Below are 14,178 nucleotides of genomic sequence, written 5' to 3' on the forward strand. Positions count from 1 at the left end.
TCTTTTAAGGCTACATGTAAAACCTGATCAGAACTGTCTTGCCTTGCCAGCCAGCTCACAGTGATAAACATATTTAAATTTAATATACGTTGTATATAGACGTAAATATAGAATTCTAATTGGAATTACAACTATCACGCCATGGCGTAAAGCTAGCTATAATGCATCTTAACGCAAGGAAATACCCTTATAGTAATCCACCTCACGACGCAGTTGGTTCTTCTTTAGATTTAATTGTATAAGAGAAGTGATCAGCGAGATAGGCGTTAAAACAAAAATCCCTGCCAGCAGCAACCCTCTGTACATAGATACACGTCCCTGCCGGGAAGCAGCACCGGGTCCGCCTTTGGCACTAATGAACCTGGCCCAGAAGCGGAAAGCCTTTATTCCTTTTCCTTCCAGGACTACCAGGTTGGGTACTAACTCTACTGCATCCAGGGAAAGCAGTTGCGGATGCAACTCCTCCCATTGATTATGCAGTAATGCATTTTCTATGGGTCCGGCAAAACGACCGGAAGTAACAATCTCATTCTCCTGCACACCCGCCTGTGGTAAAAAGCGTGTGGCCTCCTTTTTACCTTTAAACGCCCAACGCAGAATGGTAATAACAGATATAAGATTGGGAGATTTATCTACCAGCACTATATTGCCAACCAGATTGGCGCCCGCCTGCTGCAGGTAATTTTTTACTTTTTCCTGCGCATTGAGCCACATATTTCTACTACCCAATAAGGTAATCACCTTTTTACCCTTCAACAGTTGCTTAGCAGCCTCACTTTGCAGAAAAGCAGCCGTAGGCTGTGAAGGAGATAAAAACCAGGGCTGATAAGCCAGTATTACCAGATCGAAAGCTGCATTCACATCCACTTTCAACGGCTGTATTGCCCGCGGAGTAGACTGAACGGTTTCCGGCATGGTATCATAAAACTGCTGTTTTCCCCAGGGGAATGGGAACGGCGTTACAGGCACCAATTGCTCGAACGTAATATCTGCTTTGCCCTCCAACGGCGCCAGCACATGATCAATAATCCTTTTCAATTGCCCTGTCTGGGTATAATATACCACCAGGATCTTCGGTCTTTCGTTCATAAAAGGAATAGGAGTTCAACAATTCAAGACGTAAATCAACAATTCAAATGGCAAAATCCACAATTCAAGCTGTAAACATACAAAAAAACAGCAATCATTCATGTGATTTAATGATAATTTGACGCGAAGTCTTGATGGGATGGGGTATAAAAAAAAGGGGTAATATATTGTGCCCCAGCCAGGTACAGCATCAACCGGTATAAATTAGCGAATGCTGTACCTGGACTCAAGGACTTGTTATGTTCTATTAAAACATTCCTATAAACAGATAAACTGTACGAAATATGATTTCAGAAATGTTAAAGATTTGCCAATGTTAATATCTAATCTTTCTGTATAGATCCGGAACCGGCTACAGAAGAAGATATCTGGGGAGTACCTTTATATTTTACATCTCCCGAGCCCGCAATTTTTGCATTCAGCTTTACACTGGCATATACATCTGCATCGCCGCTACCGGCAATGGAGATATCCACATTTTCGGAGAGCAGATCACTGCCTTTGAAATTACCACTACCGGCAATAGATAAGTTCACCTCTTTGGTTTCTCCCTTCAGGAACATATTGCCCGAACCGGAAATAGATGCCTTCACCGCTGGTGCATTCACTTCTCCCCTGACATTACCAGAGCCGGACAACGCGATTTTCATATCGGCAGTCGAAGTAAATTTATCCGTCAGCTTCACATCTCCGGAACCTGACAAGCTCACCTCATTTAATTCCGGTGTAGTTAAATACACATTCACATCATTATGCGTGCTGATCGAATAGCCTCTTTTCAGGCGGACAATCAGCCGGCCATCTTCTTCTGTCAGTTCCACCAGTGGGATAATATTATCTTCCGCCTCAATAACAGCGGCTTTGGCAGGGCCTTGCGCCACAAACACATTCATGCTGCCTTCCAGTTTTACCCGGTGGAAAGAAGATACCTGCCTGTCTTCCTTGGCAACATGACCGTTTCCTTTTACGCGATTCTGACCGATCACATCACAGGAATTAAGCATTAAAATTGCTGAAAAGGCCACCATGGCCTGACATAGGAGCGATTTTGTTGATATCATGGGTTTGGATTATGCCAGAAAGGTACACCAGATTTCTGAAATTCGAATTTCAAAATCCGAAATTGCCGGAAGGACTTTATCTTTGCACCACCATGACAGAAAAGATACTTATCCTCGATTTCGGTTCGCAGTATACACAGCTGATTGCACGCAGCATCCGTGAACTGAATGTTTATTGCGAAATTAAGCCTTGTCTTCAGCCCATCACCTGGGACGAAACCATCAAAGGTGTTATATTATCCGGTAGTCCATTTTCGGTGAATGACGAAAATGCGCCTATCATTGACATTGCGGCCATTGCTGCAAAAGTACCCGTACTTGGCATTTGCTATGGCGCACAGATGATGGCCAAAGTGTTTGGCGGTGAAGTAGCTAAAAGCAACCTCCGTGAATATGGCCGCGCCTTTATGGAGCACAATAACAAAGAGGAAAAATTATTATATGACATCTCCGCAAAAAGCCAGGTTTGGATGAGCCATGCAGATAGCATTAAACGTATTCCGGAAGCATTTGAAATCATTGCCACTACCGAAAACATACCAGTAGCGGCTTTCAAAAATACTACCCTGGCTGCCAACCCTATGTTCGGTTTGCAGTTTCACCCGGAAGTAACACACTCCCTGGAAGGTAAACTGATCCTGCGCAACTTCCTGTTACATATCTGTAACTGTAGCCAGGACTGGACCCCAGCTGCTTTTGTACACGAAACAGTAGAAAAAATAAAAGCACAGGTAGGCGATAAGCGCGTGGTAATGGCATTGAGCGGTGGCGTAGATTCTACCGTGGCTGCTGAACTGATCCACAAAGCCATCGGCAAAAACCTGTTCTGCATATTTGTAGATAACGGTCTGCTGAGAAAAGATGAATTTGATACCGTACTGGAATCCTATAAACATATGGGATTGAATGTAAAAGGAATCAATGCAAAAGATCTTTTCTACGGAAAACTGGCGGGCGTTTCCGATCCGGAACAAAAACGCAAAATCATTGGCGGCCTGTTCATCGATGTTTTCCAGCAGGAAGCCACCCTCCTCACCGACATCTCTTTCCTGGGACAGGGTACCATTTACCCGGATGTAATTGAATCCGTTTCCGTAAATGGTCCTTCCGTTACCATCAAATCCCATCATAACGTAGGCGGATTACCCGAAAAGATGAATATGCAACTGGTAGAACCACTGCGTTTCCTCTTTAAAGATGAAGTACGCCGCGTAGGCCGCGAAATTGGTATCAGCGACATATTCCTGGGCCGTCACCCGTTCCCTGGTCCTGGTCTGGCTATCCGTATCCTCGGCGCTATCACCCCTGAAAAGGTACACATGCTGCAGGAAGCGGATAATGTATATGTAGAAGGACTGAAAGAAGCCGGTTTATACGACAAAGTATGGCAGGCAGGTACCATTCTCCTGCCGGTACAAAGTGTTGGCGTAATGGGCGATGAACGCACCTACGAATTCACCGTTGCGTTACGTGCAGTAACCTCCGTGGATGGTATGACTGCTGACTGGGCGCATCTGCCTTACGAATTCCTGGCTAAAATGTCTAACGACATCATTAACAAGGTAAAAGGCATTAACCGCGTAGTATACGATATCAGTTCCAAGCCTCCTGCTACTATTGAGTGGGAATAATACCGGAACACTAAAATACTGAGCTATAGTTACGGAGTTGTGGATAGATAGATACTTTTTATCTACCCACAACTCCGTAATGCTTTATTTCACATTCCCCGGAATGATTTTTGTAAATTAGCGCCAATTATGAACCATTTAGTTTCTATAAAACACCTGATATCCGGACTGGTATTATTGGTATTGATCAGCTCCTGCTCTTCTTCCAGGAAAAGCACCAAACGGGTAGACGGACCTCCGCCTTCTTTGAGTAAGCCTGCACCGGCTAAAAAACCGGAAGAAAAGAAAACAACCGCAGCAAAAGCGCCTTTTAATGTGCCGGCATTTGGTAAAGAAGTAAAGAAAGAGACCTACAACATCGCCTTCTTTGCTCCCTTATACCTGGATTCTGTTTTTGCCACCTCCACTGATATTCCCGGCCGCACCATGCCTAAATACGTGCTACCCGGACTGGAATTCTATGAAGGAGCGCAGCTGGCACTGGACACCCTCCAACAACAGGGCTATAACCTGAAAGTGACCGTTTACGACAGCAAATCCAAACAAAGCATACCTTCCATCATCCGCAGCAAAGCACTGGATAATACAGATCTTATCATCGGCTCCGTAAGCAATCCGGAACTGAAAGAACTCAGCGATTTCGCAAAAGAAAAAGAAATTAACTTCGTTTCCGGCACCTTCCCTAATGATGCCGGCATCAGCGATAATCCTTTTTTATATATCTCCAACAGTACCCTGAAAACCCATTGCGAAGCCCTGCAGAATTATGTACAGGACGCTTTCTCCAATAAAAACATTGTGCTGTTCCGCAGGAACACCGCCTTCGAAACAAGACTGGCAGCAGACTTCAAGGCCTCCTACGATAAAATGGACAATACTAAAAAAATAAAGATCAAAGAAGTCATCTGGAATGATGCCACCTCCACAGAGGAAATCTCCAAATACCTGCTGACAGATCGTACCAATATCATCATCGTGACTGCACTGGATGAAACGGGCGCCAAAAACCTGCTGCGCAAGCTCAGCGTTTCTGCCACTACTTATCCGCTGCAGATTTTTGGGATGCCTACCTGGGATGTGATTAAGCTGAAAGAACCGGAGTTTAAAGGCTTACAGGTGTATTATTCATCTCCCTACTATAACGACAAAACAGATGCCTACAGCAGGTATATAAGCGACTACTTCCGCAGAACATATAAGGCACGCCCGTCCGACATGGCCTACAAAGGCTTTGACCTGACCTACTACTTTGTAAAACTGCTGCATACCAACGGCGTTTATTTCAATGGCATGGTCAGCGCATCACCGAAAGTAATTACCAATTATAATTTCCTGCCAGTGTATCTGAAAGAAGGAGAAGCAACACCTTCCTACTTTGAAAATAAAAATATCTACATCATCCAGAAAGGAGATAGTGCAGATATCAAGATGAGTAAATAGTTGCCCGGCAACTGATCTTCTATCGTGCCATGACCCGGGTCATGGCACGATTTTTTTTGCGTATATTCCCTTATATGAATGTGCTGCAATTTACCGACAACGGCATCTATTGTCCGGCAGGCGATTTCTACATAGATCCCTGGAAACCCGTTAAGCGCGCGGTCATCACACATGCACACTCCGATCACGCACGTTGGGGAAATCAATACTACTTATGTGAAAATACTTCCGTCCCTCTGCTACGGCTCAGGCTGGGCAACGACATCCAGGTACAAGGTGTTGCTTACGGTGAGTCGCTGTTTTTTAATGGGGTAAAAGTTTCGCTGCATCCAGCCGGACATATGATAGGCGCTGCACAGGTGCGGGTGGAACAGGACGGCGAAGTATGGGTGGTCAGCGGAGATTACAAACTGGAAAACGATGGCTTGTCGGTCCCGTTCGAACCCTTGCGTTGTCATGCCTTCATTACAGAATCTACTTTTGGGCTGCCCATTTATCGCTGGGAGCCTCAGCAACAAATTTTCGACAACATAACACAATGGATATATGCCAATCAGCAGGCAGGCAAAGCCAGTGTGTTATTGGCTTACAGCCTGGGCAAAGCCCAGCGGTTGCTTTTCCACCTGAAAGATAAAGTCGATCACTTTCTGGCACACGGGGCCATTGCTATTCCGCACGAGGTGCTGCTAAAAGAAGGATGGCTGCTGCCTCCCGTAGAAAGGATTACGCCGGAAACTCCTAAATCTGCCTTTAAAAATGCAGTGATTATAGCACCGCCTTTGGCAGAAGATAACGCATGGATGCGCAGGTTCCAGCCCTACGCGCTGGGTATTTGCAGCGGCTGGATGCAGGTGCGCGGTAATATGCGCCGGCGCAACGCAGACGCGGGCTTTGCCCTGTCAGATCATGCTGACTGGACGGGGTTACTGGAAGCAGTTACGGCCACCGGAGCAGAACAGGTGTTTGTTACCCATGGCTTCAGTAGCGTTTTTGCCCGTTATCTCAATGAAAAAGGGATCAATGCAAAGGAAGTAACCACTTCCTACGGAGATGAAGAACTGATTACTAACCCTGAAACTTAAGCCTTGCAACAATTTGCTCAACTGGTACAATTATTAAGCAACAGCACCAAAACCAACGAAAAGCTGGAGGCGCTGAGCCAATACTTTGCTACCGCACCCGACAAAGATAAAAGCTGGGTGCTGGCACTGTTCTCCGGGCGTCGCCCCAAACGAACCGTCAACAGCACACAGCTAAAAACATGGTGCATGCAGGCTACTTCCATCTCCGAGTGGCTATTTGACGAATGTTATCACACCGTAGGCGACCTGGCAGAAACCATTGCATTATTACTGCCACCAGGCACCGCTCCCATGGCAGCGCCCCTGCACTATTGGCTCGAACAGCTCCAACAACTGGAAAAAGCAGAAGAGAGCATTAAGCAATCCTTCATCCTGGAAGCCTGGAATGCACTGGATAGTGGGGAAAGATTCGTGTTTAATAAACTGATCACCGGAGGATTTCGTATAGGCGTGTCTCAGAAAATGATGGTAAATGCACTGGCAAAAACTTATCATATTGAAGCAGCTACCCTCTCACATATGATCAGTGGCAACTGGGATCCCCGTAATGTAACCATTGAAGAATTACTACACCAGCATACTACCGGCGCAGATGCTTCCCGCCCTTATCCGTTTTACCTGGCCTATGCACTGGAAGGAGCCCCAACCACACTGGGCACGGAAAAAGACTGGCAGGCAGAATGGAAATGGGACGGTATCCGCGGACAAATTATCAAACGGGAAAATCAACTATTTGTATGGTCACGGGGAGAAGAACTGATCACTGAAAAATTCCCGGAATTCACCCAATTGCTAACGGCCCTACCCGATGGCACTGTACTGGATGGAGAAATACTCACTTTCGCCAACAGCATGCCATTGCCTTTTCAAACATTGCAAACAAGAATCGGCAGAAAGAATGTTACCCGCAAACAATTGCAGGAAGCACCCGTTATTTTTCTCTCTTATGATTTGCTGGAATGGGAAGGTAGTGATATGCGGGAGAAACCATTGGCAGAACGCCGCGCCTTACTGGAACAACTGGTACTGCAAACCAGCTTACCAGTATTACGATTATCGCCGGAAATCATTTTTGATACCTGGGAACAACTCACCGCCCTACGCGGGCAATCACGTGATAAAGGCAGTGAAGGACTAATGCTTAAGAAACGAATCGCGGCCTACCAGGTAGGCCGCAAACGCGGCGATTGGTGGAAATGGAAAATCGATCCATTAACCATTGACGCCGTAATGATTTACGCCCAGAAAGGCCATGGCCGACGTTCTAATTTATATACCGATTATACCTTTGCTGTAAAAGACGGAGACCAGTTAGTGCCCTTTACCAAGGCCTATTCCGGCCTCACAGATAAAGAAATTGCAGAAGTAGACAACTGGATCAAACGACACTCACTGGAAAAATTCGGCCCTGTGAGAACCGTACAACCGGAACTCGTATTTGAAATTGCCTTTGAAGGTATTGCTGCTTCCAACCGTCACAAATCCGGTGTGGCGCTGCGCTTTCCACGCATTAACCGTTGGAGAAAAGATAAACCCGTAACAGAAATAAATACATTGGAAGACCTGAAGGAATTACTACGACTGAATGGACACTACCCCGACGCCTGATTTATTACGCTGATAAAACAACAACAGCTGCCCAATAGCGACCAGGCCCAACAGCACCAATACGCTTAATCCTGCCCCATACGCACTCCAGCCCTTTGTATCGGCCACCTGCATCACCAGCCCTACCAACGATAAGCCAAGGCCGCCGCCAAGCGCATTAGCAGTACCATTAATACCTGAAGCCAACCCCTGCTGCCGTTCAGGCACCGACTGCACTGCTAATATCGTTACACAGGGAAAGCTAATCGCCATCCCAAAGGAATTAATACAACCTACCGCACAAAAAATAAATAAAAGCGTATGGTTCGTAAAATAACTACCAATGAAAAACAGGATACCACACAGCATACATACATTACCAATAATTCCCGTTTTCACCACACCCAATCGCTCAAACAAATGAGGCAATACAAACTTTGAAATAATACCAGATAAAATACTGAAGGGGAATAACAACAACCCGGCCTGTGAAGAAGAAAAGTGAAGATCTTTCTGCAGATAAAGTGTCAACATAAATATATAACTCAGAAAAACACTTCCCAGCAGTATAGCTCCTACATTCCCGGTAATCACACCCCGCAAACGGAACAGGCGGAAATCTACTAACGGTGATGTATGAACGCGTTCACGACGCACAAAAAACAGCCCCGCTACAATGAACAAAAACAACAGCGATAAGTATTTCGTATAATGGTCACCGATATTACCCAAATCATGTATCAGCCAGGCGGCCAGCATCATCAATAACGTGATCAGGATAGCACTTAACGCATTATGCACCGGCTTCACTGAATGCTTTTCATCTGCAGGAATGTATACCACTGCCAGCATGATCGCTACACCAATTACCGGTACATTTATAAAAAATACCCATTGCCAGCCCAGATAGTTACTGATCAACCCTCCAATGGCCAAACCTGTAGCAAAACCTATTCCCGCCATCGCTCCAAAAATACCCAGGGCACGATTCCTGGCAGCGGGTTCCGTAAAAGTATTAGTGATGATAGCCATGGCAGCAGGAATAGCTAATGCAACCCCACCTCCCTGTAATGCCCTGCATACCAGCAGCCAGGCGAAAGAAAGCGAAAATCCGGCTGCCAGCGAAGCCAGCACAAATGCAACAGCGCCGGTAATAAATATCTTTTTCCTTCCCTGGGTATCTGCTAAACGCCCACCCAACAATACCAGGCCGGCATAAAATAATACATATACTGTCTGCACCCATTGAATAGCGTCTGCACCAAAACGAAAAAATGATTCCATCTGTGGTATGGCCATGTTCAGCACGGACACGTCCAATGCTTCAAAAAATATAGCCATGCAGGCTACTGTCAAAATGATTCGTTGCTTTCTCACTGTGCAAACCTAAAAAAACATTCTAACAGTAATTTAATCTTAAAAAATTTGGAACAAATACCTGTTTTAAGACAAATAAATAGATATTTGTTCCAAACATATAGTATCATGATCAGCAAAAAAGAACATCATACGGATACACCGCTTCACCTGGATGAAAAAGATATGGGTATCCTGAGATTATTACAGGTAGATGCTAAAATGACGATCCGGGATATTGCTGGTCAACTGAACCTTAGTACTACACCTGTATATGAACGTATCCGTAAAATGGAGCAGGCAGGGGTTATTAAACAATATGCCGCTATTGTAGATCCGCGGAAAATAAATAAAAGCCTTACCGTATTATGTTATATCACCCTTAAAGAACATAATAAAAAGTACGGTAAGAAATTTATTCAGGAGATATTAAACTTTACAGAGGTAACCGAATGCCTGAACATTTCAGGGGAATTTGACTTCATGATAAAAGTACAGGTAAAGGACATGGATGAATACCGTGAATTTTATGTAAATAAACTGGGTGAGTTAGATAATCTAAGCCATACACAAAGTATATTTGTAATTTCCGTTATTAAGGCAACCCACCAGGTGGTTTTTTAGCGTTATGATCTTTAAACATTCTCAATACCTATGTTCAGACTATACACATTATTGTGTGCAGGATGTTTTCTATTTTTCCAGATAAGCGCTAACGCCCAATCCCGGCTGTTTTCGCATGCTATAGGCGGAGGATTGTTTGCAGGTAATAGTTATCTCGGTGCGGGCATCGTTTATTCCCCCCGGTTGAATTTCCTTCGCTTCTCTGACCAATCTGTTCTCTCCTTTGGTACCCATATAGGTCTGGGTACAACCGTCAACGATAACTACAACAGTAATACCGGCGGTAACTCCACCAGCATCTTTATGGCCAATGTCCCCGTACTGCTCACCTGGAATTTTGGTAATGCAGCTACTAACAGGGCTCATATGAAATGGGGCTTTTTTACAGGCGCCGGTTATGGTTTCCTCAATGCGGCCCACGGCGTGGATTTTATTGATGATGAAGAAGTGAGTACCAACCAGATACATGTATCCGGTATTGTACTCAGCGCCGGATGGAGATTCCCGGTAAAAAATCACTCCCTCGGATTACGCGTGGCGTACATGTTCAATAACAACCAATACAATCCCGATATTTCGGGTATTACCACCATAGGTATCGATTACAATATTAATGTGAAGATTGGCCGATCCAAATAATCAAACCTCAACAGTTTCCGCCAATCAACACAGGATTAATCCAATCAGGATAAGTATATGTAAAATAACATTCTCACTGATGTGTTTTCGGGTAACTTAACATCGCTTTTATCCGTCATACACACATGAAATACTTATCCCTTCCCCTGCTTGTATTTTTAAATAGCTTGTTCATTACTACATCTGCCCAGAAAAAAAATTCTTTTCAGATGGCATTAGGTGGTGGCAGTATTCGCGGTGAACACCACAGCGCTGTGATGTTTAACTTAGAGCCCCGGGTCAACCTGTATGAATTTTCAGATAAATCAAGCCTGTCTGTTGGCTCCAGCCTTGGTGTAGGACCTACAGGCCCCAATGATTTCCGCACAAAAAACAAGAAACAAAAATTAATTAACCTTCCTGAAATTGGATATATGGTTAATATGCCCGTTACCCTCAATTATACATTCGGTAATGGCGCAACACCACGTGCCTATAAATACATGGGCTATTCCGTAGGAGTAGGGTATGCCTGGCATGCTGCCAGCCGACGGATAGATGCAGGACCTGGCGTTGATACCACTACCATACACGCAAATGGACTGATATGCGACGCTAAAATTAACTTCCCGGTGGGCAATTCCTCCTGGAGCTTGCATGCTTCGTATATGTTTAATTTCGCCAAAATGAACCCGGATATAAACGCCATCAACAGTATCTCCCTGCAGTATACGTTTGGTTATCACATTCACAAACCGGATGGACGTCGCTATAAAGACCGTGAATATTACCGGGAAATCGCTCGCCGGAAAAGAGAAGAAAAGAAAAAAAAGCAAGACCTGTTTTACGAAACGAAAAGAAAGAAAAAAACGTTGTGAGTATTATCTCCCGAAAAAATCATTTCTCCACCGGATCCATCATGTCAAAGCCCGCATGAAAATCCAGGTAACCGGCAGCAGATTCTCCCGGATCAAATACTACTACCATAGAACAAACCGGCTTTTTACTGCGGGCATTTGAAGTCTCAAATGCAATTCCCGTCTTAGTATCCTCATATACAGCGATGCGTCTTGCTTTATTGGCAGATTCGTAGGTTTGTACTAGTTGAACACCTGGATAAGCTTTCTTAATTGCCACCATACTACTGCCGGCGCCTACTCCCTTCGCCGTTTTAAACCGGGGTGAATTTACACGGATCTGTTTTACATACTGGGTATCCTGCGTACGCATAGCAGTAAACACCGCTACCATATGTGAAGAATCAATGCTCTTATCTTTTTTTCGACTATACCAGATACGCCATGCTTTCATCATCGCAGCATCACCTCCATCCGGCTTACCTAATACAGCGAGGCGCTGAGAGGGCGTTTCCAATGTTATCTGCCCGATAGATTTGCCCGGAACAATCAGCCAGGCCGCCTTTTGAGCATAACCAACAGATGATAACAACAACATAAACAACCCTGTAATCATGTAACGCATAAAATAGCCATTTGAATAACCTTGACAAAAATACTGCCACTATCACAAGATAATTTTATTATATATAAAAGTTAAAAGGATGCGAAAAAAATCATGTAAGGATTTCCTTAACACTTACACCTATAAATTTACGTTTGTAAGGCCTTACTATAGTACCTATTTATAACTGTAACTTTAATTATCCAACAACTCAAAAAATGAAAAAAGCGTTATTGCTTCTGTTGCCAAGTATGGCAGCGGCCCTGGCTACCCATGCCCAACAGGTTAACTATGGTATAAAAGGAGGCCTCAATCTATCCAATGATATCACCAGGTTTGAACGTTACTATCCGGCCTTCTATGCCGGTGGTTTCGCAGAACTTAAATTTAATAAACACTGGGCATTTCAGCCTGAATTATTGTTTGCAAAATCAGGAGACTACTATAGATATACCAGCACTGAAGGCGTTTATTTCTCGAGAAAAACACAAGGTTATCTAAATATTCCGGTGATGGTGAAATACTATATCACCCCCAAACTGTATGTAGAAGCGGGCCCCGAAGCAGGCATACTGCTATATGCAAATGAAAAAACAGAAAGCTACAAGAGGAGCTACCGGCAACAATTCAGGCGGGCTAGTCTTAATGCCGGTGCTGGTATTGGTTATCAATTGCCTTTGGGTCTTGGTGTATCAGCCAGGTATATGTTTGGTGTAAGTAACAAGTCAGAAGGAGGTAGTCTGTATACCAGTAATCTACAAGTTGGTGTTAACTACACGATCAAAAGAAAAAAATAAGCTGGCCCCATCCATTGATTGTAAAGCCCTTCCGGTCAAACACCGGAGGGGCTTTTTTTATACTGCCGGAATAAAGTGGAATACTTTAATTTTGGTAACATGTTACTCAAATTCCCAAAAGATCAGGACGGACAACAAATACTGAAAGCCGGCAACACTCACTTCGCCATGCTGAAAAAGCGCAGTATGGCGGACAAACGCACTATTTTCCTGAATGAAAACGTGATGATATTTGTACTGTCCGGGCATAAACTATTACACTTTGATCGTAACACCGTCAAAGTAGAAGCAGGTTCCCTCCTATTGATAAAACGTGGCTTTTACATCATGTCTGATTTTGTGGAAGATGGCCTTAATTTCGAAAGCCTGCTGATTTATTTTTCAGATGAACAACTACGCAGATTTCTACATAAATTCAATTATACCACACCCGTAAAAACATCCGGGGGAGATCATCTCACCCTCCCTTTAAACCCACTCCTGGAAGCATTCCGGCAACAGTATCTTTCTTATTTTACACAAACTCCCGACACACTGGCCGCTTTATTATCTGTAAAGTTATATGAGATATTCCTGTTACTGCTGGCCACTCCGCAGCAGTCATCCATACTGGCATTCATGCAGCAAATTGTATATGCGCAGCCATCCGACATTGCATTTGTTGTAAAACAACATTTATTCCAACCCCTCACCTTACCTGAACTGGCCAAATTATCCGGACGCAGCCTCGCTTCCTTCAAACGCGATTTTCAGCAACAGTACCATGCTGCTCCCAAACGCTGGATCAATGAACAAAGATTATCCTACGCACAAACGCTGCTGCAAACCACCTCCAAACAAGTGGCCGAAATAGCCATGGAATGCGGATTTGAAAGTACGTCCCATTTTATCCGCATCTTTAAACAAACCTACGGCATCACCCCTAACAGCGAAAGAGCTAAAAAGGCGATTATCTGAGCTATTCGCGTTACCGGCAACTGCTATTCTCCCTGTAATTTTGCATCTGTAAAAACAATATCATGCAAACAATACAGGAAAGGAACAAAGCAGTAGTGAAACGTTTCAACGAAGCATTTATCATTAAAGGAGATCTGCAGGCATTTGAGGAAATAGTAGCACCTGATTTCATTAACCACACCGGGCCTGTTGGCAATAATGACGCCGGCGCCACCCGTGATTTTATCATCAAATTACTACGGCCGGCATTCCCCGATATTCAACTGGAAATTTTTGATATGATAGCGGAAAACGACAAAGTAGTTACCCACAAAGCTTTTACGGGCACCTTCAGCGCGCCTTTCCTGGGACAGCAGCCTACCGGGAAAAAAGCTACCCTCCGCATTATAGATATTGTACAGTTGAAAGATGAAAAATATGTAGCCCACTGGTCTATACGCGAAATAACAACTGTAGGATGATTTGCCAAATTATG

At 44.3% G+C, this 14,178-nt stretch carries 14 protein-coding genes; 10 read left to right on the plus strand and 4 right to left on the minus strand.

Annotated elements, in window-relative coordinates; translation table 11 throughout:
* Positions 1 to 168: 168 nt before the first annotated feature.
* Together AC1DCV_RS09360 and AC1DCV_RS09365 are read right to left on the minus strand one after the other, a co-directional pair.
* Positions 169 to 1,089 carry a hypothetical protein gene (locus tag AC1DCV_RS09360; RefSeq protein WP_477022961.1) on the minus strand — a complete coding sequence of 307 codons (921 nt, stop codon included), beginning with the start codon at positions 1,087 to 1,089 and terminating at the stop codon, positions 169 to 171.
* Positions 1,090 to 1,412: 323 nt separating this feature from the next.
* Positions 1,413 to 2,150: a head GIN domain-containing protein gene (locus tag AC1DCV_RS09365; protein ID WP_477022962.1), complete on the minus strand. Its 738-nt coding sequence runs from the start codon at positions 2,148 to 2,150 to the stop codon at positions 1,413 to 1,415.
* A gap of 92 nt (positions 2,151 to 2,242) precedes the next feature.
* Here AC1DCV_RS09365 and guaA point away from each other — a divergent pair, with 92 nt between their 5' ends.
* The 4 genes from guaA to AC1DCV_RS09385 all read left to right on the plus strand — a co-directional run bounded on the left by guaA (position 2,243) and on the right by AC1DCV_RS09385 (position 7,911).
* Entirely contained in the window at positions 2,243 to 3,781 is a 1,539-nt protein-coding gene (guaA, locus tag AC1DCV_RS09370; protein ID WP_477022963.1) for a glutamine-hydrolyzing GMP synthase, read from the plus strand.
* Positions 3,782 to 3,910: 129 nt separating this feature from the next.
* Positions 3,911 to 5,221 (plus strand): ABC transporter substrate-binding protein, encoded by a 1,311-nt coding sequence (locus AC1DCV_RS09375; RefSeq protein ID WP_477022964.1) that lies wholly within the window; start codon positions 3,911 to 3,913, stop codon positions 5,219 to 5,221.
* A 41-nt stretch (positions 5,222 to 5,262) separates the two neighbouring features.
* Positions 5,263 to 6,303: a ligase-associated DNA damage response exonuclease gene (locus AC1DCV_RS09380; protein WP_477022965.1), complete on the plus strand. Its 1,041-nt coding sequence runs from the start codon at positions 5,263 to 5,265 to the stop codon at positions 6,301 to 6,303.
* Positions 6,304 to 6,306: 3 nt separating this feature from the next.
* Positions 6,307 to 7,911, plus strand: a complete 1,605-nt coding sequence (locus AC1DCV_RS09385) for an ATP-dependent DNA ligase (protein WP_477022966.1) — start codon at positions 6,307 to 6,309, stop codon at positions 7,909 to 7,911.
* Here AC1DCV_RS09385 and AC1DCV_RS09390 read toward each other — a convergent pair.
* Positions 7,879 to 9,231, minus strand: coding sequence for an MFS transporter (locus AC1DCV_RS09390; protein ID WP_477022967.1), 1,353 nt, complete (start codon positions 9,229 to 9,231; stop codon positions 7,879 to 7,881). The genes AC1DCV_RS09385 and AC1DCV_RS09390 overlap by 33 nt on opposite strands.
* Before the next feature lie 144 nt (positions 9,232 to 9,375).
* Between AC1DCV_RS09390 and AC1DCV_RS09395 the strand changes: the two genes are divergently transcribed.
* From AC1DCV_RS09395 to AC1DCV_RS09405, 3 genes are all read left to right on the plus strand, one after another.
* Positions 9,376 to 9,870, plus strand: coding sequence for an Lrp/AsnC family transcriptional regulator (locus tag AC1DCV_RS09395; protein ID WP_477022968.1), 495 nt, complete (start codon positions 9,376 to 9,378; stop codon positions 9,868 to 9,870).
* Positions 9,871 to 9,900: 30 nt separating this feature from the next.
* Positions 9,901 to 10,509 carry a hypothetical protein gene (locus AC1DCV_RS09400; RefSeq protein ID WP_477022969.1) on the plus strand — a complete coding sequence of 203 codons (609 nt, stop codon included), beginning with the start codon at positions 9,901 to 9,903 and terminating at the stop codon, positions 10,507 to 10,509.
* A 209-nt stretch (positions 10,510 to 10,718) separates the two neighbouring features.
* On the plus strand, positions 10,719 to 11,366 hold the full coding sequence (locus AC1DCV_RS09405) for a hypothetical protein (protein WP_477022970.1): 648 nt from the start codon (positions 10,719 to 10,721) through the stop codon (positions 11,364 to 11,366).
* Positions 11,367 to 11,385: 19 nt separating this feature from the next.
* Here the strand turns inward: AC1DCV_RS09405 and AC1DCV_RS09410 are convergent, their stop codons facing one another.
* Positions 11,386 to 11,970, minus strand: a complete 585-nt coding sequence (locus AC1DCV_RS09410; protein WP_477022971.1) for a hypothetical protein — start codon at positions 11,968 to 11,970, stop codon at positions 11,386 to 11,388.
* A 197-nt stretch (positions 11,971 to 12,167) separates the two neighbouring features.
* Between AC1DCV_RS09410 and AC1DCV_RS09415 the strand changes: the two genes are divergently transcribed.
* The 3 genes from AC1DCV_RS09415 (at position 12,168) to AC1DCV_RS09425 (ending at position 14,164) form a co-directional block, all read left to right on the plus strand.
* Complete coding sequence (locus AC1DCV_RS09415; RefSeq protein WP_477022972.1) at positions 12,168 to 12,746, plus strand: porin family protein; 579 nt, start codon at positions 12,168 to 12,170, stop codon at positions 12,744 to 12,746.
* A 99-nt stretch (positions 12,747 to 12,845) separates the two neighbouring features.
* Entirely contained in the window at positions 12,846 to 13,703 is an 858-nt protein-coding gene (locus AC1DCV_RS09420) for a helix-turn-helix domain-containing protein (protein WP_477022973.1), read from the plus strand.
* A 62-nt stretch (positions 13,704 to 13,765) separates the two neighbouring features.
* Positions 13,766 to 14,164 (plus strand): ester cyclase, encoded by a 399-nt coding sequence (locus AC1DCV_RS09425; RefSeq protein ID WP_477022974.1) that lies wholly within the window; start codon positions 13,766 to 13,768, stop codon positions 14,162 to 14,164.
* The last annotated feature ends 14 nt before the right edge of the window (positions 14,165 to 14,178 follow it).

The sequence above is a fragment of the Chitinophaga sp. 10T418 genome, from assembly GCF_056394125.1.

Coding starts and splice junctions, on each gene's coding strand:
- AC1DCV_RS09415 (WP_477022972.1), top strand. CDS start 12,168: ATGAAAAAAGCGTTATTGCTTCTGTTGCCAAGTATGGCAGCGGCCCTG.
- AC1DCV_RS09395 (WP_477022968.1), top strand. CDS start 9,376: ATGATCAGCAAAAAAGAACATCATACGGATACACCGCTTCACCTGGAT.
- AC1DCV_RS09360 (WP_477022961.1), bottom strand. CDS start 1,089: ATGAACGAAAGACCGAAGATCCTGGTGGTATATTATACCCAGACAGGG.
- AC1DCV_RS09390 (WP_477022967.1), bottom strand. CDS start 9,231: ATGGCTATATTTTTTGAAGCATTGGACGTGTCCGTGCTGAACATGGCC.
- AC1DCV_RS09365 (WP_477022962.1), bottom strand. CDS start 2,150: ATGATATCAACAAAATCGCTCCTATGTCAGGCCATGGTGGCCTTTTCA.
- AC1DCV_RS09380 (WP_477022965.1), top strand. CDS start 5,263: ATGGCACGATTTTTTTTGCGTATATTCCCTTATATGAATGTGCTGCAA.
- AC1DCV_RS09405 (WP_477022970.1), top strand. CDS start 10,719: ATGGCATTAGGTGGTGGCAGTATTCGCGGTGAACACCACAGCGCTGTG.
- AC1DCV_RS09375 (WP_477022964.1), top strand. CDS start 3,911: ATGAACCATTTAGTTTCTATAAAACACCTGATATCCGGACTGGTATTA.
- AC1DCV_RS09410 (WP_477022971.1), bottom strand. CDS start 11,970: ATGCGTTACATGATTACAGGGTTGTTTATGTTGTTGTTATCATCTGTT.
- AC1DCV_RS09400 (WP_477022969.1), top strand. CDS start 9,901: ATGTTCAGACTATACACATTATTGTGTGCAGGATGTTTTCTATTTTTC.
- AC1DCV_RS09425 (WP_477022974.1), top strand. CDS start 13,766: ATGCAAACAATACAGGAAAGGAACAAAGCAGTAGTGAAACGTTTCAAC.
- guaA (WP_477022963.1), top strand. CDS start 2,243: ATGACAGAAAAGATACTTATCCTCGATTTCGGTTCGCAGTATACACAG.
- AC1DCV_RS09420 (WP_477022973.1), top strand. CDS start 12,846: ATGTTACTCAAATTCCCAAAAGATCAGGACGGACAACAAATACTGAAA.